Here is an 18,140-nt window from a genome sequence, read left to right on the forward strand (position 1 = left end):
GCTTTACTGGCTTACGGTGCTGTAGTTATGGCGTCATGCCCACCTAATGCCCCATATCGTTGCTACACGGCTTACAACGGCAAACAAGTTTGCGGTTGCGGCGTCTAATTACGAAACTAAAAACGATAGTTCGAGGGACTCACTCCCTCGACCTTCAACTTAAGCGGCAACTATTAATCAAGATTAATTGGCGTCAGTTCCCCATGGCAGGATTAATTAGGGTCAGATCTTAATTAATTTCTTCGCGCAGTAATTTGCTGCTGCACGTCGATCACTTTTACGTTGAGCATCACTACACAACACAATTAAGGAGCTATATATGAGTAGCAAAATCAAACTAGCCTTGGTGTATTTAGGAGCGATCTTTGCGAGTATTGTTTTATTAGCGGCTGTTCAGTCGCTCGCAACAGGTGGGCCAGGTGGCGCAACAATTATTGGTTACGTTATGGTTTTTGGCTATTTCATTTTGAGATGGAAGCTTGTGGCAGGAAAAATTGTGATAAGAGACAAATGGGTATCTGGCTTGCTTCGAGGTTTTGTCCTGATATGTGCATTTGTTATTTTTACCGGTGTCAGTGGTTTCCATGGGGGCAGCGCGGAAGGAAAAATGTTTGCCGCAGTTATTGCCGTGGTCCTGGCGATAGAAGCGGGGAGGCAAGTTAAGCGACTATCTATCTTCCCAAGTGGACAATACAGAAGAAACCCAGCAAACGATAAAACCGCCAGAGTCGAATAAATTTTCAGAGAGTCGCTAGTGTTTAAGAAAGTGTCGAGATGGTTTTGCAGACCGAGAGACCCTTCAGGCCACGTCTACTACGCACGGCTAAAGGCTCCGCAAGGTACCTTTTACAAACTCGGCTACACATCAAAAACCAGCTTAGTTGACCGCATGCGCTTCGCGCAGCTTGGTGATGAGAAGTTGATCGAATGTGAGCTCTTGTTCGCATTCCGAAAGGATGCGTGGGATGTCGAACAAACTCTCCTTGATCATTTTGATAAGTATCGAACGTTTGGAAAGTTCAGTAACGATCCTCAGATGCCCCTGGCGGGAAGGGGGCAGTCTGAACTATTCCGAGACGACATTCTCGGCTTAGACAGCGATTTATACCACCCATCTGATGAAGAAGCCATAGACCTCAAGAAAGAGTTTGCCGAAACTGGCGAAGGTTGTCTGCTGACTCTTATCGGTCTTGCGCTTGTGCCATTCACATTTGGTCTTTCTCTATTGTTCATTGCAGGTGGCTTATCTGGCGTCTTTGGAAACGGGGTCAAGGTACCGCCGCTAAATAAACGGCCTCAACACCCTCCACACATCAAATCACTTATTGACTCACTGGTCCAAGCGCATTCAGCTGATATTGGCTTGGCGCAGCCTAACCCTTGATTAATTTGTCGTCCCTGCAAAACCCCTGCAACCCGCATGAATGCTCGTGATCTGGGTGAATCCGGATGGCCAGAACTCTCAAATATATATTCAATGGAGCCTGTTTTCTGGGAGTATTTGAAAGCAGCGCCATGACCGATGACTTTTTCCGTAACCGCTTGGATCAGATGATCGATTTACGCCACCCATTGGCGGTGCTGGCCAACCGCATGCCTTGGCAAGAAATCGAAGCATCTCTGGCCCAGTGCTGGCCTCGCCAAGTCAAGGCGGGCAAGAAGATCGAGGATCTGGACTTGTTTGGTCTGGTCTCTGTGGTTGCCAGTGTCAGCATTTACAAGGCGGGCCGACCTCGTCTGCCGACCCGTCAGATGGTGGCCCTGCTGCAGTTAATTGGGGTCAGATCCCGATTAATTGGAAGCTGCGTCTCCGTTGGGGCACGAAGCCGGAACTTTGGCATCTACCCCGTTTCGAAAGATCCAGGGGGCCACTGCAGGTGCGGCCCACAAACCCTGCGCCGCCGCCTTGGCCGATGCCTGCGCGGCCGCAAAAGCCGTGCGCTGGTGGCTGTCGATCTCGGATTAATTGGGGTCAGATACCGATTAATTTTTAGCCCCACTTCCGTTGCGTTGTAACCAAGGAGCCACAGCATTGGTGGCGCACATACCTTTTTGGCTTTAGGTCCGCTGCACTTGTCGTTGCACACGCTTGGCGATGCCGGATGTCGATTTCGCATTCGCAAGCTTCATGAAGACCAATCCGCACCCGACGCGACTGGGTTCAATCAGGGTCTTCGCCCAGCTCGTCAGTGCGGTCAGGGTTGGCGTCGCGCATCCATTTCCCGAATCAGCGCACGGGCCTCATCCCCCTCAGGAATCGGCTGGCCGCTGTCGCGCCACTGAACGGCCGACTTGAAGCCATGTTCCTGCGCATGGCGCCGGAACCAAACGCCCTCGGGGTTGTGGCGCGTGATGCCGTCGAAGACCGTTGCCATTTGCTGGCTCTGCTCCAGGCCCATGGCCAGCATCACTTGGTTGACCACCATCTTGTGCATGGCCAAGTGACTCGACGGCACACTGGCGATGCGACTGGCCAGTGCCATCGTGGCGGTTTCCAGTTCGCTCTGCGGCACCGCGTCGTTGGCCAAGCCCCAGGCCGCAGCGGTGCGCCCATCGATCACATTGCCGGTAAACATCATTTGCTTGGCCCGCGTGGGCCCCAGGCGGTAGGTCCACATGGCCGTGGTGGGGCAGCCCCAGACGCGGGTGGGCATGTAACCGATGCGGGCATCCTCGGCCATGACCAGCAAGTCGCAGCACAGCGCGATGTCGCTGCCGCCGGCCACCGCCGCGCCATGCACCTTGGCAATGGTTGGTTTGGCGCTGCGCCACAGGCTCATGAAGTCCTCTGTGTTGCGCTTCATGTAGGCGTAGTCGACCATCGGGTCCCATGGCGTGCGCTCCTGCTGACAGGGGTGGTCGATGTCACCTTCTCCGAAAATGCTAAGGTCATAGCCGCCGGAAAAACCTTTGCCCGCCCCTTCAACCACGATGACGTGAATCGAGGGCTCGGCGTTCGCCCACTCCACTGCGGCGCGGATTTCCCGAGGCGTCTCTTCGTTGATGGCGTTCAGGCGCTCCGGCCGGTTGAGCAACAGGCGTGCCACGCGCGGGTTACCTTGGTCGGGTTGGATACTCAGAGTCGAAAAATCGGGCATGTTGTCTCCTGTTGGGAATGATGATGCCGGGTCGGTCACCTCAAGGCGAACGCGGCCAGCGGGATAACAGTGCGCTTGACTATAGTGCTTGGCATGAGCCTAGAAAACGCAGTTGACCGCTTTGAACCCGCAGGAAACCCTTACATATCCTGAACTCCGTGATCACGAAGACGCTCACCTTGTGGGTGATACCGCTACGCACCCGATGGCACAGCCCTGGGGGGCACTGGCGGTGTTGCTCGTCGTTGCAGGGGTGCAGCCTGCGTCCTCCTCGCGCCTGGCCATTGCCCCCAGGACTGCACCCTCGGGCGCGTTCAACTGCGTTTTCTAGGTTGAATTGGCACTGAATTTCGGGTGAACGGGGACAGGCACTGATTCGGCATTCATGAAAACGGGGTCAGATCAGCAATTAATTTGAAGCCCCATCCCCGTTGGGGCATGAAGCGGGCACTTTGGCCTCCACCCCGTTGCGATGCACCCAAGGGGCAACTGCGGTGGTGGCCCACAAACCTTTTTTGACTGCATGGGCCGCTGCGTGTGCAGATGCATAAGCTTGGCGTTGCCGGATGTCAATTTCGCATTTGTAAGCTTCGTAATACCAAGCCGCACCTGACGCGACTTGGTTCAAGTTGACCTGACTGCAATCGGGCTTGAAAACGGTGCCCAACACCCGGTCGTACTGGTCTTTTCGGCATAAGTGACGGTGACACTTTGACCCAAGACCATGGCGGCCAAATGTGCACGCGAAGATAGACCATAGGCTTGATCCAGTTCGGGGGCGTCGATGCTGGCCAGTCGTTAATTGGGGTCAGATCCCGATTAATTGGAAGGTGCGTCTCCGTTGGGGCACGAAGCCGGAACTTTGGCATCTACCCCGTTTCGAAAGATCCAGGGGGCCACTGCAGGTGCGGCCCACAAACCCTGCGCCGCCGCCTTGGCCGATGCCTGCGCGGCCGCAAAAGCCGTGCGCTGGTGGCTGTCGATCTCGCACTTGTAGGCCTCGTAATACCAGGCGGCACCGGAAGCCACTTGGCTCAAGTTCACGTTGCTGCAATCGGGCTTGAACACCGTGCCCAACACCCGGTCGTACTGGTCTTTTTGCGCATATGTGACGGTGACTTGCTGACCCAGTACCAGCGCCGACAAATGTTCGCGTGACTGCGCGCCATAAGCTTGCGCCAATTCCGGGGCGTCGATGCTGTCAAGCCGGATGGACTGACCGTTTACTGTGATCGTGTCGCCGTCGTGCACCGATGTGACTTTGCCAGCGATGCGCTGCGCCCCCGTGACCGCGCCACAATAAGTCGCGCCCGAAACAGACTCCGGGGACACACCATCTCCGCCGCCGCAGGCAGCCAAAAACAAACACCAAAGAATTAATAAAACGCAGCGCATGCAGCATGGTAATCAAGCCTGAACTGCTCACAAAGAAGAAACAATCGGTATCTGACCCCAATTAATTCTGTTGGAGTGTTATGAATAATTTTGAAGGGAAACAATGTTCACACACTGCTGCAGGCAGACCCAACTTTCCAGCTGGGGTAGTGGCTTAAGTTCGATGGATTGCCCCCCGCGTGGGCTTTTTTACGATTCACCTCCTAAATCGCGTGATTGACAGCACGATCAACAACACCGAGAATCACACCCTCTTCCGTTCAATATCATGATGCCATGACACAACTCACAGCCAACGACCTCAAAGTGCGCGGCATAGCCGCCATTGAATCGGTGCTGACCGATCACACCGAGGCCACCATCTCGGTACGTGGCAAAGATCGGTTTGTCGTCATGGACATGGCGCAATACCACTACCTGCGTGAATGTGAGCTTGAAGCTGCACTGATGCAAAGCAAAGCTGACGTTGCAGCAGGCCGATCTGTGCAAGAAAGCGCGCAAGACCACATGGCACGCCTAGACGCTTTGCTCAACGACACAGCAGCACACTAAGGCCATGCCCTACACGCTGGTCATCACTGACAGCTACATGCGCCGTGCGGTGCGTTTTCTCAAACGCCACCCCGAGCTGCGCAACCCCTACGCCAAAACACTAGGGCTACTTGAGCTCAACCCACACCACCCGTCTTTGCGTTTACATGCCTTATCGGGTCGTCTGGCAAGCTTGCACTCGGTATCCATCAACCTGTCATACCGCATCACCTTAGAGCTGATCATTCAAGACCAGCAGATCATTCTCGTCAATGTGGGCGATCACGACACGGTGTATTGACTCACATGAATTGGCATGAATTGGGGTCAGATCCCAATTAACCACTCGGTCCATCCCCATTCGGACACGAAGCTGGAACTTTGGCATCCACCCCATTGCGAAAAACCCAGGGTGCCATCGCAGGCGCAGCCCACAGCCCACGCGACGATGCCTTGGCCGTGGTCTGTGCCGTTGCATACGCCATCCGCAGCTGGATGTCGATCTCACACTTGTAAGCCTCGTAATACCACGCGGCCCCCGAGGCCACTTGGCTCAAGTTCACGTTGCTGCAATCGGGTGTGAACACGGTGCCCAGCACCCGGTCATACTGGTCTTTTTCGGCGTAGGTGACGGTGACTTGCTGCCCCAGCACCAGCGCAGACAAATGGTCGCGTGACTGCGAACCGTAGGCCTGCGCCAATTCCGGGGCGTCAATGCTGCCCAGTCGGATGGACTCACCATTCACAGTGATGGTGTCGCCGTCGTGCACCGATGTGACCTTGCCTGCGATGCGCTGCGCACCTGAGGGCATGCCGCAATAGCTCGCACCTGAAGCCGACAGTGAAGAGATGCCATCACTTCCGCCACAGGCCGTCAAAAACAAACACAGAAAAATGAATGAAAAACGCAACATGCGGCATGGTATCGGAGCCGCCACTGCGGCGCAAAGTTTCAACGCTTAAGCATGGGTAGACGCATGGCCAGCTGTGAAAGTTATCTATATTCGCCTGAGCGAATGCTCAATTCAAGTAAACAACTTCTACCCCACATCATTCCGCATTTCACGGACTTACATTCCGAATTTCACGGAGTCAAATTCCGAGATTTACGACGGCGATGAAACCCTGCCCTTGGGCAACAACATTTGGGCTGCGCCTTTATCGACACTGTGGGGCGCGTAATCAGCCCTGACAACGACAGTCACCCCACCCGCACCGACCTCAAGACCCCCGATAAGTCGAATAGCTCCAAGGACTGGCCAGCAGCGGCACGTGGTAGTGCTGGTCTTCGTGCGCCACACCGAAGTCCAGGCTCACTTTGTTCAAAAAGTTGGGCTCGGGCAGTTCCACGCCTTTGGCCTTGAAGTAGCCCGCCACATCGAACACCAGGCGGTAAGTGCCTTTGCGAAGGCTGGCGTGGTCGTACAACATGCCGTCGGGGTTGCGGCCGTCGTGGTTGAGGGTGAAGCTTTTTACCAAGGTGGCCTGCTCGCCTTGCGTGGTGTACAGCGCAACCTGCATGCCCGCAGCGGGGCAGCCGTGCATTGTGTCCAGAACGTGTGTGCTCAATCCCATGGTGTGGCTCGCTTGTGTTGGTGAAGGGTCAAAAGGGTGTTTTTGGCAGGGCTTTTGGAGCTCAGCCAAACCGGTCGACCGAAGTGTATACAATTTTGCATTTAGTGGCTATGATTTGCGCCACAGGTCCAAAAACACCTATAAAAACACCCGTCAAAGGGACTGCGAGACATGGAAACCTCCACCACGCACCACATCGTCGAATCGCTGACCCGCGCCATCGTGGAGCACAGGCTTTTGCCCGGCTCCAAACTGGCCGAGCAAAAGCTGGCTGACCACTTTGGCGTGTCGCGCACTTTGGTCAGGCAGGCGCTGTTTCAGCTGTCGCAAAACCGCCTGATCCGACTGGAGCCCGCACGTGGCGCGTTTGTAGCAGCACCTTCAGTGGAAGAAGCCCAGCAGGTCTTTGCCGTGCGCCGCATGCTGGAGGCCGAAATGACCCGCGCTTTTGTGCAGCAGGTCACGCCTGAACAAATCACTGCGCTGAAAGAGCATATCAAGCAAGAACGCGAAGCCGTGACGCAAGGCGACGTGACGGGCCGCACAGAACTGCTGGGCGACTTTCATGTGCGCATGGCCGAGCTGATGCACAACGATGTGCTGGCCCAGGTGCTGGGTGAGCTGATCTCGCGCTGCGCCTTGATCACGCTGATGTACCAGTCGCGCAACGAGGCCGAGCATTCGACCGACGAGCATGTGGCCATCGTGGCCGCGCTGGAAGCACAGGACTCGGACTTGGCCGTGCAGCTGATGCACGAGCACCTGCTGCACGTCGAAGCCAGCCTGACCTTCGACCGCAAAGTCCCCACCCACGACATTTCCCTGGCCCTGGCCTGAACCCCTTTCATCGACTCACATGAGCACCTACGACAGCACCCTCCCCTACCCCCGCGACCTGAAAGGCTACGGCCGCCAAGTGCCGCACGCCCAATGGCCCGGCGACGCGCGCGTGGCGGTGCAGTTTGTCTTGAACTACGAAGAAGGCGGCGAAAACTCGGTGCTGCATGGCGATGCGGGTTCCGAGCAGTTTTTGTCCGAGATGTTCAACCCCGCGTCCTTCCCCGAGCGGCACATCAGCATGGAAGGCATCTACGAGTACGGTTCGCGTGCGGGCGTGTGGCGCATCTTGCGCGAGTTTGAAAAGCGCGGCCTGCCGCTCACCGTGTTTGGCGTGGCCACTGCGCTGCAAAAGCACCCCGAGTTGACCGCCGCCTTCCAGGAGCTGGGTTACGACATCGCCTGCCACGGCCTCAAGTGGATCCATTACCAAAACATCGACGAAGCCACCGAACGCGCCCACATGGCCGAGGCGATGGAGATCATCCAGAAGCTCACAGGCGAAAGACCCCTGGGCTGGTACACCGGGCGCGACAGCCCCAACACGCGGCGTCTCGTGGCCGACTTTGGCGGCTTTGAATACGACAGCGACTACTACGGCGACGACCTGCCGTTTTGGATGAAAGTGAAGAAGAGCGACGGCACCGATGCGCCGCAACTCATCGTGCCCTACACCCTGGACTGCAACGACATGCGCTTTGCGCTGCCCCAGGGCTATTCGCATGCCGACCCGTTTTTCCAGTACATGAAGGACACCTTTGACGCACTGTATGCCGAGGGTGACCCGAGTGGTGACAACGCCCCCAAGATGATGAGCATCGGCATGCACTGCCGCCTGCTGGGGCGGCCTGGCCGCATCACCGCGCTGCAACGCTTTTTGGACCACATCCAGTCGCACGACAAGGTCTGGGTGGCGCGGCGCATCGACATTGCGCGGCATTGGAAAGCCACGCACCCGTATGCCGGCTAAATCCATCCCCCTGTAGGAGCGGCGCCCCCGCCGCGAAGAATCCTCGCAGACCACGAGACATCGCCCCGAGGGCGGGGCTCCCACAAAAGTCTAAAACAGCACCAGGACACAAATGACACTGACCTTGGAACAACTCAACAGCGCATCGCACGCCGACGCCGCGCAGATGCTCGACGGCCTCTACGAGCACTCGCCTTGGATCGCCGAGCAGGCGCTCAACGAACGTCCCTTCACCTCGCTGGCTCACTTGAAGCACGCCATGTGCGAAGTGCTGGCGCACGCCGGGCGCGACGCGCAGCTGGGCCTGATCCGCGCTCACCCGGAGCTGGCGGGCAAGGCCATGGTCAGCAAAACGCTGACCGCCGAATCCACCAACGAACAAACCAAGGCGGGTCTGACCGACTGCACGCCCGAAGAGTTCGCCAAGATACAAAAGCTCAACGCCGACTACAACGCCAAATTCGGCTGGCCCTTCATCCTGGCCGTGCGCGGCCCACGGGGCGTGGGCTACAACAAGCAGCAGATCATCGACGCCTTTGAGCGCCGCCTGCACGGTCACCCAGAATTTGAATTGCAAGAGTGCCTGCGCAACATCCACCGCATCGTCGAAATCCGCCTGAACGACAAGTTTGGCGTGGAGCCCACGCTGGGCCACCAGGTCTGGGACTGGCAAGAAAAGCTGGCCCAACACTCTGACCCCGGCTTTGCCGAACTGGGCCAACTCACCGTCACTTATCTGACCGACGCGCACCGGGCCTGCGCCCAACGCATCACGCAAAACATGCGCGACTGCGGCTTTGACGAGGTCTACACCGACGCTGTGGGCAATGTGGTGGGCCGCTACCACCCGGCCGCTGCAGGTGGCAAATACCTGCTCACGGGATCGCACTACGACACCGTGCGCAACGGCGGCAAGTACGACGGGCGCTTGGGCATCTTTGTGCCCATGGCCTGCGTGAGCGAGCTGCACAAACAAGCCATGCGCCTGCCCTTCGGGATCGAAGTCGTCGCCTTTGCCGAAGAAGAAGGCCAGCGCTACAAAGCCACCTTCCTCGGCTCGGGCGCGCTCATTGGCCAGTTCAACCCCACCTGGCTGGACCAGCAAGACGCCGACGGCATCACCATGCGTGCGGCCATGCAGCACGCTGGCCTGTGCATCGACGACATCGCCAAAATCCAGCGCGACCCGGCGCAGTACCTGGGCTTTATCGAAGTGCACATCGAGCAAGGCCCGGTGCTGAATGAAGTGAACATCCCGCTGGGCGTGGTCACATCCATCAACGGCAGCGTGCGCTACCTGTGCGAAATCATCGGCACCGCCAGCCACGCGGGCACCACCCCCATGGACCGCCGCCGCGACGCGGCCTGCGCCGTGGCGGAACTGGCGCTCTACATGGAACAACGCGCCGCGAAAGACGGCGACTCGGTCGCAACGATTGGCCAGCTGCAAGTACCCAACGGTTCCATCAACGTGGTGCCGGGCCGCTGCCTGTTCAGCCTGGACATGCGCGCCCCGACCGATGCACAGCGCGACGCGCTGGTGGCCGATGTGATGGCGCAACTCGACCAAATTGCCGAGCGCCGTGGCGTGCGCGTCAAAGCCGAACTGACCATGAGCGCCGCCGCTGCCCCCAGCGCCCCCGAGTGGCAAGCCCGCTGGGAACGCGCAGTCAGCGCCTTGGGCGTGCCGCTGTTCAAGCTGCCCAGCGGCGCAGGCCACGACGCGATGAAGCTGCACGAAGTCATGCCGCAAGCCATGCTCTTTGTGCGTGGCGAAAACGCGGGCATCAGCCACAACCCGCTCGAATCCACCACCAGCGACGACATGCAACTCTGTGTCGACGCCTTCACCCATGTTTTGAACCAACTCTCTCAGGAATTGTCATGAGCAATCATCTTGCAATTCATTCGCTATTGCAGTGGCTTCCGTGGCTAGGTTGGGCGCTTGTGTTTGCAGGATGGATCGGCCAACGTAAAACCACGCAACATTGGGTCAACAAAATTCAAACTATCGGCTGGGGTAACCACGTTCACAACGAAGTCAACTTTTCGCAAACAGCAGCAAGCTCCGACGAAAAAACGGGCGATAGTCTTGGCCGTTGGAGCAATTGGGCCACGATTGCAGGTCTCTTTGTCTCCCTCTTTCCCCTGTTGCAAAGTGCTTTTCAAAAAACGCCTTAGGCGTCAGCAACGCGAAAGACAAAATATGTTCGGCCTAGCGCAAAGCAAATTCCTAAACAGTATCCGTATTTGGGGTTTCGGCAATTCGATGACCAACATCGTCACGATACAAGGCCAGCGCCCATTGAATGCCGGAGTGCCATGGGATGCCCCTGCTAGCAACCAAAGCTTCTCGACTCGACTGACATGGCGCAGCCGTTGGAGCAAATTCCTTGGCCGCGATGCCGAAATGGCAGAGCTGCGAAATTGGGCAAATACCCCCCAGCCATGCTCGATCTGCATCATTGAAGCTGATGGCGGCTATGGCAAAACACGTTTGGCCGCTGAATTTGCAACTGCACTACAAGTTGAAAAGAAACACAACGGACAATGCTGGCAAACCCTATGGATTAGTCAACTCGAAGACTTTTCTGAAAGCTTGAGCTTGCAATGGGGCAAGGGTCATGTTCTTGTGGTGGTGGACTACCCTGAACACTCGCCTGATCGGATGGCGTTGCTCTTGCGTTGTGTGGCCAGCACAGCACAGGCCTTGGGCCACGAAACAAATCAGAAAAACATCAAACGTCTGCGCTTGCTGTTGTTATGCCGCCAAAGCGCCCCAGTTAAAACCTTGCTTGAGCGCAACGATTGCAACGCCTACACCCTGCAGCAACCTTTGCAGTTGCAGGCATTACCCGAAATATCTGCCCTGGCTTTGTTGTACGAAAGCTTGCCTATCGAAAAGCAAGCATGGGTCACTGCACCCGAGAATCGCCCCCACCTAACACAATGGTTGAACAATAGCCCTCTGCATTCCACGCCTCTGTTTTTGGCTGCATTGGCTCTGTGTTGGAGTGAGCAGGCTCAAGCCGTTTGGCACACTGGCAGCCCATTGCTGCAAGCAGTGATTGAGCACGAAGCTAAGCACTGGTCCCGCGCGGCCCAAGGACAAGGGATGAACCCAGTGGAGGGTGAACACGCCATGATGCAAGTGCACGCCTTCGCTACGCTGATGAGCGGACTAGACCACGGACAACTGCAACTACTCGCACATAGCTGGGGATGGACATCTCAGAAGCACAAACAAGTCCTCAATGCCCTTGGGCAAGTGTTTCCCAGTACATCTAACAAGATTAACTTTGCCAGCGCAAAAGCCTACTCACCCATGCAGCCCGACCTGCTGGCGGCCCAGCTTTTAGTCCATTGGCAAAGCATCCGTCACCCCGCCCAAGCGACGGCCAGTCACATCCATTTCGATCACAAAGGACATGATGCCCAAGCACTTCATCAACTGCTGACTACTCTTGAGCCAGTGCATGCCGCCCCTCTGCTGCAACGCTGGAACATGCTTTGCTACGACCAAACTGTGCGCTTGCAAACAGCTGACCAATTAGAAAATTGGCTGATAACAGTTCTTCAACCGCCTTTTGGAACTGAAAAACAAGCCCATATCTGGCGTAACGCCACGACCACTCAAACCACTTGGCACGGCATGCCACGTTTGGCTGTGGTTTTGAGCCAACCCCAAGGGATTCAAACTACAGATCAATCGTCAGATGATGCCGTCATCTCAGCACGGGTCCAACGCGCACAAGAATTGAATAAACACGCTTATTTTTTGGCTAATTCAGGCGCGCGCGAAAACGCCCTAACCGTGGCGCAAGAGGCGGTGGACATTTACTTGGACTTGCTTCAGGCGCAACCCCAAACGTTTAGGCCAGACTTGGCCCAAAGCCTGAGGAATCTAGCTGCCCGTTGGAGCGACCTGGGCCAGCACGAAAATGCCCTAGACAATGCGCATGCAGCGTTGAACATTAATCGCCAACTACATCAGGCATATCCGCAATCATTTGCGCCCCACTTGGCCGCGAACCTGGGCGATTTGGCCAACTATATGAGCGCGCTGGGGCAGCGCGAAAATGCCTTGGCTGCGGCGCAAGAGGCAGTTGACATCTTTCGTCTAATGGCCCAGAAAAATCCCAACGCGTTTGAGAAGGACTTGACCGGGTACCTGAGCAACCTAGCCAATCGTTTGAGCGAACTGGGCAATCACGAAAAGGCCCTGCCGGTAGCACAAGAAGCGATTGATATTCGCCGCCGTCTAGCCTTGGAACAGCCGCACGCTTTTGAACCGGACTTGGCAGCAAGTCTGAACAACCTTGCCATTCTTTTGATCAAACTAGGTCAGCGCAAAAACGCCCTGGCGTTGTCACAAGAGTCGGTAACCATTCGCCGCCGATTAGCCATGGCACAACCCGAAGCATTTGAACCTGTCTTAGCTAGGAGCCTGAAAAACCAGGCAGAACTTTTAAGCGAGCTGGACGAGCGAGAAAACGCCATGGAATTGGCGCAAGAAGCGGTGGGCCTTTATCAGAGCCTGTCGAATCGATACCCACAAGCTTTTTCGGAACAATTAGTCAATGCTCAGCGCATCTTGCACCGTCTTCAAAACACTTCGCCTTTATCCATTCCCCCCAACCTTTGAACGACTTGGATTGACATCACCATGAACACTCCTACACAACAACAATACCAACAACTCGACGCCTGGATCGACGCGCACTTCGACGAACAGGTGAAGTTCCTGCAAGCGCTGGTGCAAGTGCCGACCGACACCCCACCCGGCAACAACGCCCCGCACGCCGAGCGCACAGCCGAACTGCTCAAGCCCATGGGCTTTGAGGCTGAAAAACACGCTGTGCCCGCCGCCGAAGTCAAGGCCTATGGTCTGGAGTCGATCACCAACCTGATCGTGCGCCGCAAATATGGCGAAGGCAAAACCATTGCCCTGAACGCCCACGGCGACGTGGTGCCGCCCGGCGAAGGCTGGACACACCCGCCCTACGGCGGCGAAATCCACAACGGCGCGATGTACGGCCGCGCCACCGCCGTGAGCAAGTGCGACTTCTCCACCTTCACCTTTGCCACGCGGGCGCTCGAATCACTCAAGGCCCCCCTCAAAGGCGGCGTGGAACTGCACTTCACCTACGACGAAGAGTTTGGCGGCGAAATGGGCCCCGGCTGGTTGCTGGCCAAAGGCCTGACCAAGCCCGACCTGATGATCGCCGCAGGCTTCAGCTACCAAGTGGTCACCGCACACAACGGCTGCCTGCAAATGGAAGTCACCGTGCAAGGCGAGATGTCGCACGCCGCCATCCCCGACAGCGGCACCGACGCGCTGCAAGGCGCGGTGCACATCCTGAGCGCCCTGCTCGCGCTCAACACGCAATACCTGCAAGTGACTTCCAAGGTCGAGGGCATCACCCACCCCTATCTGAACGTGGGCCTGATCGAAGGCGGCACCAACACCAACGTGGTGCCCGGCAAAGTCAGCTTCAAGCTCGACCGCCGCATGATCCCCGAAGAGAACCCGGCCGAAGTGGAAGCCAGCATCCGCCAAACCATTGCCGACGCCGCTGCCAGCTTCAAGCCCCCACGCGGTGGCCATGCGCTGAAAGTGGACGTGCGCCGCATGCTGCTGGCCAACGCCATGAAGCCGCTGGCGGGCAACCAACCGCTGGTGAGCGCCATCCAAAAACACGGTGAACAAGTCTTCGGCGAAGCCATCCCCGCCTTGGGCACGCCGCTCTACACCGACGTGCGCCTGTACGTGGAGCGCGGCATCCCTGGCGTGATCTACGGCGCAGGGCCGCGCACCGTGCTCGAATCCAACGCCAAACGCGCCGACGAGCATGTGCAGCTCGATGACCTGCGCCGGGCGACCAAGGTGGTGGCGCGGACGTTGCTGGATTTGCTGGCCTGAGTTACTAAACGTTGAAGCACGGAGACCGTCTCAAACGACGGGGCTCTGAGCTTGACGTGGGAAACCTTGCAATGCTACATTTGTAGCAATTAACTTCAAGGTGAATCTCATGGGCATGCCCGTACGCATCGACGACACGCTTTACGAACAGGCCAAAGCACACGCCAGTGCTGAACGGCGCACCATTGCCGGACAGATCGAATTCTGGGCCATGGTCGGCAAAGCTGCTTTGGACAACCCGGATTTGCCCATCGATTTTGTGCGCGAACTCATGATCGCTCGGGCAGAAGGCCCCGTTCTGGCAACGCCATTTGTGCCCCAATCCCGCGCAGCATGAGCCCAGTCCAGGTTCTTCAAAGTGCGGGTTTTGCGCGCGCCTACAAAAAACTCCACGCCCCTCAGCAGGCCGATGCAGACAGCGCGGTCGAAGCCATCGTCAACGACCCCGGCTTGGGTGAGGCCAAAAAGGGCGACTTATCGGGCGTTTTTGTCTACAAATACCGCAGCCAACAGCAACTGATGCTGCTGGCCTACGAATACGACCCCGGCACGCGCATGCTCCTGCTGTTGGGATCACACGAAAACTTTTATCAAAAACTCAAGCGGTGAACGGCTTATCGCACAGCGCTTGTTCTCTCGTTAAACAGATATCTTCACCGACATGACTAACCCAGCCCTCGCCACCCTGCGCCAACGAGTTCAAGCCTGCACCACCGACCAAGACGTGGCCGATTACCAGCGCGACGGCGCGGTGTGCATCCGCAACTTGTTTACGCCCGAAGAAGTGGCCCTGCTGCGGGACGGCATCGAGGCCAATCTGGCCCACCCCAGCCCGCGCGGCATGGTGGCCAGCAGGCCGGACGACCCGGGGCGCTTTTTTGAAGACTTTTGCAACTGGCAAGACATCCCGCAGTACAAGCGCTTCATCTTTGACACGCCCTTGGCCGCCCTGGCCCAGCGCCTGATGCAAAGTCAGACGGTGCGCCTGTACCACGACCACCTGTTGGTCAAAGAGCCCGGCACGCGCCAGCGCACACCCTGGCACCAGGACCAGCCTTATTACAACGTGGATGGTCTGCAAAACATCAGTTTCTGGATTCCGGTGGACCCGGTGTCTCGCCCGTCCACGCTGGAGTTCATCGCGGGCTCACACCGTGGCCCCTGGCTCATGCCGCGCACCTTCATGACGAACCAAGCCAAATGGTTCCCTGAAGGCTCCCTGGCCGAGTTGCCCGACATCGAAAACCGCCGCCAAGACTTTCCCATCCTCGGCTGGGATTTGCAGCCCGGCGATCTGGTGTGTTTTCACATGCTCAGCCTGCACGCCTCGGCTGGGGTGGACGGCACGCAGCGCAGGCGCGTGTACTCGGTGCGTTTTTTGGGCGATGACATGACCCACGCGCCGCGCCCTTGGGTGACCTCGCCGCCCTTCTCCGGGCTGGACCAAGAATTGCCCGCCGGGGTGCCGATGGACCATGCGCTTTTTCCCTTATTGATCAGGGGCTGAAGTTTGATTTTTTGTCTGAATTTCAACCCTTTCGCCGTCTTTGAAGCTGGTGGCCCTATGACTGCCGATTTAGAGGGCACGTTTGAAGCCCTTGGCAGGAGGCAAATCACACAAAAATGGCTCGATTACCCGGCTGATGTGAGTGCTGGTGATAGAGCAAGCTGAAGACTGAAATGTTCACCTCAGGTCACCCCGTTAGGTCGGTGGCTTCAGCCCCGACATGGGCCTGCGCAAAAACCAACACCGTTGGAGCTAATGCTCCGACCTACGAAGAAGCACCTCCCCCCTTAGGTCACTGGTTTCAGCCCCGACATACCACCTGTGCTGAAGCCAGCCATGTCGGACCTGAAGGTTCGGCCCGCACCACCTATGACAATTGAATACTTCACAGGGCCGGCGCACTGATGCATAAAACCGAGCGCCCATGAAAAAACCGCTGTAAGTCATAGACTCACAGCGGTTTTTTACTTTTTGGCGGAGTGGACGGGACTCGAACCCGCGACCCCCGGCGTGACAGGCCGGTATTCTAACCAACTGAACTACCACTCCTGGTAGATAGCTTTGCTCTAACTTGCGTTAAAGCCAAGTGCTACAAACTTGGCGACCCTACGGGGATTCGAACCCCGGTACTCACCGTGAAAGGGTGATGTCCTAGGCCTCTAGACGATAGGGTCATAACCTGGACTGATTCTTTCGAATCTTCTCGACACTTTGGTGGAGGTAAGCGGGATCGAACCGCTGACCTCTTGCATGCCATGCAAGCGCTCTCCCAGCTGAGCTATACCCCCCTTTGGTACAACGTTTTGCATTTCTGCTTTACCGTTATGCCTCGTTGGTGTCGAGACTTGAATTATAGACAGGTTTTTAGGCGTTTTGCAAACTGGCGATAATTTTTTCTCTTTTATTCAAAAAAAGTACGGCATCCAGAGATGGCGTCTGGGCCGTGCCCATGACCAGCACGCGCACGGGCATGGCCAGCTGCGGCATTTTGAGTCCGCTTGCAGCCAGCACTTCTTTGATCGTTGCAGAGATGGATGCTTTGTCCCAAACACACAAAGCCAACTTGTCTGCCAGCAATGCCAGCGCGGGTTTGACCGCCTCGGTCACGTGCTGGGCTTTCTCGTCGGCATTGGGCACTACATCGAGATAGAAAGCACTGACCCACTTGGCCAGCGCCACCAGCGTGTCGCAGCGATCCTTGAACAAACCACAGATAGCCGTCAAGCGTTCATCGGCTGTCACACCCAGCCTGGCGAGGAATGGCTGCACCTTGACTGCCAGATCGGCATCGTCGATGGCCTTGAGGTGCTGGGCATTGACCCAGGCCAGTTTGGCCGCGTCCCACTGCGCTGGGCTCTTGGACAGGTGGGTGCCGTCGAACCACTGCACCATCTGATCAAGGCTGAACAACTCGTCGTCGCCATGGCTCCAGCCCAGACGAGCCAGGTAGTTGTTCATGGCCTCGGGCAGGTAGCCCGCTTCGTCGTAGTTGGACACCGCCACCGCGCCGCGGCGCTTGGACAGCTTTTGGCCATCGTCGCCCAGGATGACGGGCAGGTGACCGAACTGCGGCAGCGCAGCGCCCAGAGCGCGGTAGATGTTGATCTGCCAAGGTGTGTTGTTGATGTGCTCGTCACCCCGGAAAACATGGCTGATGGCCATGTCCCAGTCGTCCACCACCACGGCAAAGTTGTAGGTCGGCACGCCCGGCGCGCCCTCAGGTGCGCCTTCTTCGGGTGCTCTTTGAATGATCAAGTCGTCGATCTCGGTGTTGCTGATGCTGATCGGGCCCTTGACCAGATCGTCCCAGCTCACCACGCCGTCTACAGGGTTGGCAAAACGGATCACGGGCTTCACGCCCGCAGGCACAGGCGGCAGCAACTTGCCCGGCGCGGGGCGCCAGGTGCGGTCGTACAAACGCTTTTCGCCACGCGCTTCCTGCGCGGCTTTCATGGCCTCCAGGTCTTCGGGTGTGCAGTAGCAGCGGTAAGCGGTGCCTGCGGCCAGCATCTGATCAATCACCGCTTGGTAGCGGTCCAGGCGCTGCATTTGATAGATTGGGCCTTCATCGTAATTGAGGCCCAGCCAATGCATGGACTCCAGAATCTGGTCCACCGAGTCTTGTGTGGAACGGGCCACATCGGTGTCTTCGATGCGCAGGACAAACTCACCGCCATAGTGACGGGCATAGGCCCAGGAATACAAAGCGGTGCGGGCGGTGCCCAAATGAAGAAACCCCGTGGGAGACGGGGCGATGCGGGTGCGGATTTTCGTCATGGTTTCAGCTCAAGAGAGGGCCACTGT

At 57.4% G+C, this 18,140-nt stretch carries 20 protein-coding genes and 3 tRNA genes; 14 read left to right on the plus strand and 9 right to left on the minus strand.

Going from position 1 to position 18,140, the window contains the following annotated elements; all coding sequences use genetic code 11:
* The first annotated feature begins 319 nt into the window (after window positions 1–319).
* The 3 genes from B9Z51_RS02320 (at window position 320) to B9Z51_RS02330 (ending at window position 2,016) form a co-directional block, all read left to right on the plus strand.
* Window positions 320–736 (plus strand): hypothetical protein, encoded by a 417-nt coding sequence (locus B9Z51_RS02320; RefSeq protein ID WP_108371430.1) that lies wholly within the window; start codon window positions 320–322, stop codon window positions 734–736.
* 153 nt (window positions 737–889) lie between these two features.
* Window positions 890–1,384, plus strand: a complete 495-nt coding sequence (locus tag B9Z51_RS02325; protein WP_108371432.1) for a hypothetical protein — start codon at window positions 890–892, stop codon at window positions 1,382–1,384.
* Between the two features lie 131 nt (window positions 1,385–1,515).
* Window positions 1,516–2,016: a hypothetical protein gene (locus B9Z51_RS02330; RefSeq protein ID WP_108371434.1), complete on the plus strand. Its 501-nt coding sequence runs from the start codon at window positions 1,516–1,518 to the stop codon at window positions 2,014–2,016.
* Window positions 2,017–2,195: 179 nt separating this feature from the next.
* Here B9Z51_RS02330 and B9Z51_RS02335 read toward each other — a convergent pair whose 3' ends face one another.
* The 3 genes from B9Z51_RS02335 to B9Z51_RS02345 form a co-directional block, all read right to left on the minus strand.
* Window positions 2,196–3,098, minus strand: a complete 903-nt coding sequence (locus B9Z51_RS02335) for a crotonase/enoyl-CoA hydratase family protein (protein ID WP_108371436.1) — start codon at window positions 3,096–3,098, stop codon at window positions 2,196–2,198.
* A 409-nt stretch (window positions 3,099–3,507) separates the two neighbouring features.
* Window positions 3,508–3,849: a thermonuclease family protein gene (locus B9Z51_RS19045; protein WP_108371437.1), complete on the minus strand. Its 342-nt coding sequence runs from the start codon at window positions 3,847–3,849 to the stop codon at window positions 3,508–3,510.
* 68 nt (window positions 3,850–3,917) lie between these two features.
* Window positions 3,918–4,430, minus strand: coding sequence for a thermonuclease family protein (locus tag B9Z51_RS02345; RefSeq protein WP_158272807.1), 513 nt, complete (start codon window positions 4,428–4,430; stop codon window positions 3,918–3,920).
* Window positions 4,431–4,769: 339 nt separating this feature from the next.
* Between B9Z51_RS02345 and B9Z51_RS02350 the strand changes: the two genes are divergently transcribed.
* Window positions 4,770–5,045 carry a prevent-host-death protein gene (locus tag B9Z51_RS02350; protein ID WP_108371441.1) on the plus strand — a complete coding sequence of 92 codons (276 nt, stop codon included), beginning with the start codon at window positions 4,770–4,772 and terminating at the stop codon, window positions 5,043–5,045.
* Between the two features lie 4 nt (window positions 5,046–5,049).
* Window positions 5,050–5,325: a plasmid stabilization protein gene (locus B9Z51_RS02355; protein ID WP_108371442.1), complete on the plus strand. Its 276-nt coding sequence runs from the start codon at window positions 5,050–5,052 to the stop codon at window positions 5,323–5,325.
* 37 nt (window positions 5,326–5,362) lie between these two features.
* Here the strand turns inward: B9Z51_RS02355 and B9Z51_RS02360 are convergent, their stop codons facing one another.
* On the minus strand, window positions 5,363–5,938 hold the full coding sequence (locus B9Z51_RS02360) for a thermonuclease family protein (protein ID WP_108371444.1): 576 nt from the start codon (window positions 5,936–5,938) through the stop codon (window positions 5,363–5,365).
* A gap of 307 nt (window positions 5,939–6,245) precedes the next feature.
* Window positions 6,246–6,599: a hydroxyisourate hydrolase gene (gene uraH, locus B9Z51_RS02370; RefSeq protein ID WP_108287030.1), complete on the minus strand. Its 354-nt coding sequence runs from the start codon at window positions 6,597–6,599 to the stop codon at window positions 6,246–6,248.
* Between the two features lie 171 nt (window positions 6,600–6,770).
* Here uraH and B9Z51_RS02375 point away from each other — a divergent pair, with 171 nt between their 5' ends.
* From B9Z51_RS02375 to B9Z51_RS02415, 9 genes are all read left to right on the plus strand, one after another.
* Window positions 6,771–7,436 carry a GntR family transcriptional regulator gene (locus B9Z51_RS02375; RefSeq protein ID WP_108371448.1) on the plus strand — a complete coding sequence of 222 codons (666 nt, stop codon included), beginning with the start codon at window positions 6,771–6,773 and terminating at the stop codon, window positions 7,434–7,436.
* Window positions 7,437–7,455: 19 nt separating this feature from the next.
* Window positions 7,456–8,406 (plus strand): allantoinase PuuE, encoded by a 951-nt coding sequence (gene puuE, locus B9Z51_RS02380; protein ID WP_108371450.1) that lies wholly within the window; start codon window positions 7,456–7,458, stop codon window positions 8,404–8,406.
* Between the two features lie 112 nt (window positions 8,407–8,518).
* Window positions 8,519–10,294 carry a 2-oxo-4-hydroxy-4-carboxy-5-ureidoimidazoline decarboxylase gene (gene uraD / locus B9Z51_RS02385; RefSeq protein ID WP_108371452.1) on the plus strand — a complete coding sequence of 592 codons (1,776 nt, stop codon included), beginning with the start codon at window positions 8,519–8,521 and terminating at the stop codon, window positions 10,292–10,294.
* On the plus strand, window positions 10,291–10,587 hold the full coding sequence (locus B9Z51_RS02390) for a hypothetical protein (RefSeq protein WP_146187673.1): 297 nt from the start codon (window positions 10,291–10,293) through the stop codon (window positions 10,585–10,587). Before uraD ends, B9Z51_RS02390 begins: the two co-directional genes overlap by 4 nt.
* On the plus strand, window positions 10,538–13,051 hold the full coding sequence (locus B9Z51_RS02395; RefSeq protein ID WP_146187674.1) for a tetratricopeptide repeat protein: 2,514 nt from the start codon (window positions 10,538–10,540) through the stop codon (window positions 13,049–13,051). The genes B9Z51_RS02390 and B9Z51_RS02395 overlap by 50 nt, the downstream gene beginning before the upstream one ends.
* 21 nt (window positions 13,052–13,072) lie before the next feature.
* Entirely contained in the window at window positions 13,073–14,329 is a 1,257-nt protein-coding gene (locus B9Z51_RS02400; protein ID WP_108371458.1) for a M20/M25/M40 family metallo-hydrolase, read from the plus strand.
* Window positions 14,330–14,438: 109 nt separating this feature from the next.
* Window positions 14,439–14,666 (plus strand): ParD-like family protein, encoded by a 228-nt coding sequence (locus tag B9Z51_RS02405; protein ID WP_108371460.1) that lies wholly within the window; start codon window positions 14,439–14,441, stop codon window positions 14,664–14,666.
* Entirely contained in the window at window positions 14,663–14,938 is a 276-nt protein-coding gene (locus B9Z51_RS02410; RefSeq protein ID WP_108371462.1) for a type II toxin-antitoxin system RelE/ParE family toxin, read from the plus strand. The genes B9Z51_RS02405 and B9Z51_RS02410 overlap by 4 nt, the downstream gene beginning before the upstream one ends.
* Window positions 14,939–14,990: 52 nt before the next feature.
* Complete coding sequence (locus B9Z51_RS02415) at window positions 14,991–15,836, plus strand: phytanoyl-CoA dioxygenase family protein (protein ID WP_108371464.1); 846 nt, start codon at window positions 14,991–14,993, stop codon at window positions 15,834–15,836.
* 472 nt (window positions 15,837–16,308) lie between these two features.
* Here the strand turns inward: B9Z51_RS02415 and B9Z51_RS02420 are convergent.
* The 4 genes from B9Z51_RS02420 to gltX form a co-directional block, all read right to left on the minus strand.
* Window positions 16,309–16,385 (minus strand) — tRNA-Asp (locus B9Z51_RS02420).
* 49 nt (window positions 16,386–16,434) lie between these two features.
* Window positions 16,435–16,510 (minus strand) — tRNA-Glu (locus tag B9Z51_RS02425).
* A 38-nt stretch (window positions 16,511–16,548) separates the two neighbouring features.
* Window positions 16,549–16,624, minus strand: a tRNA-Ala gene (locus B9Z51_RS02430).
* 76 nt (window positions 16,625–16,700) lie between these two features.
* Window positions 16,701–18,113, minus strand: coding sequence for a glutamate--tRNA ligase (gene gltX, locus B9Z51_RS02435; protein ID WP_108371466.1), 1,413 nt, complete (start codon window positions 18,111–18,113; stop codon window positions 16,701–16,703).
* Window positions 18,114–18,140: the final 27 nt, after the last annotated feature.

It is taken from the genome of Limnohabitans sp. T6-5 (assembly GCF_003063315.1).
Lineage (GTDB): Bacteria > Pseudomonadota > Gammaproteobacteria > Burkholderiales > Burkholderiaceae_C > Limnohabitans_A.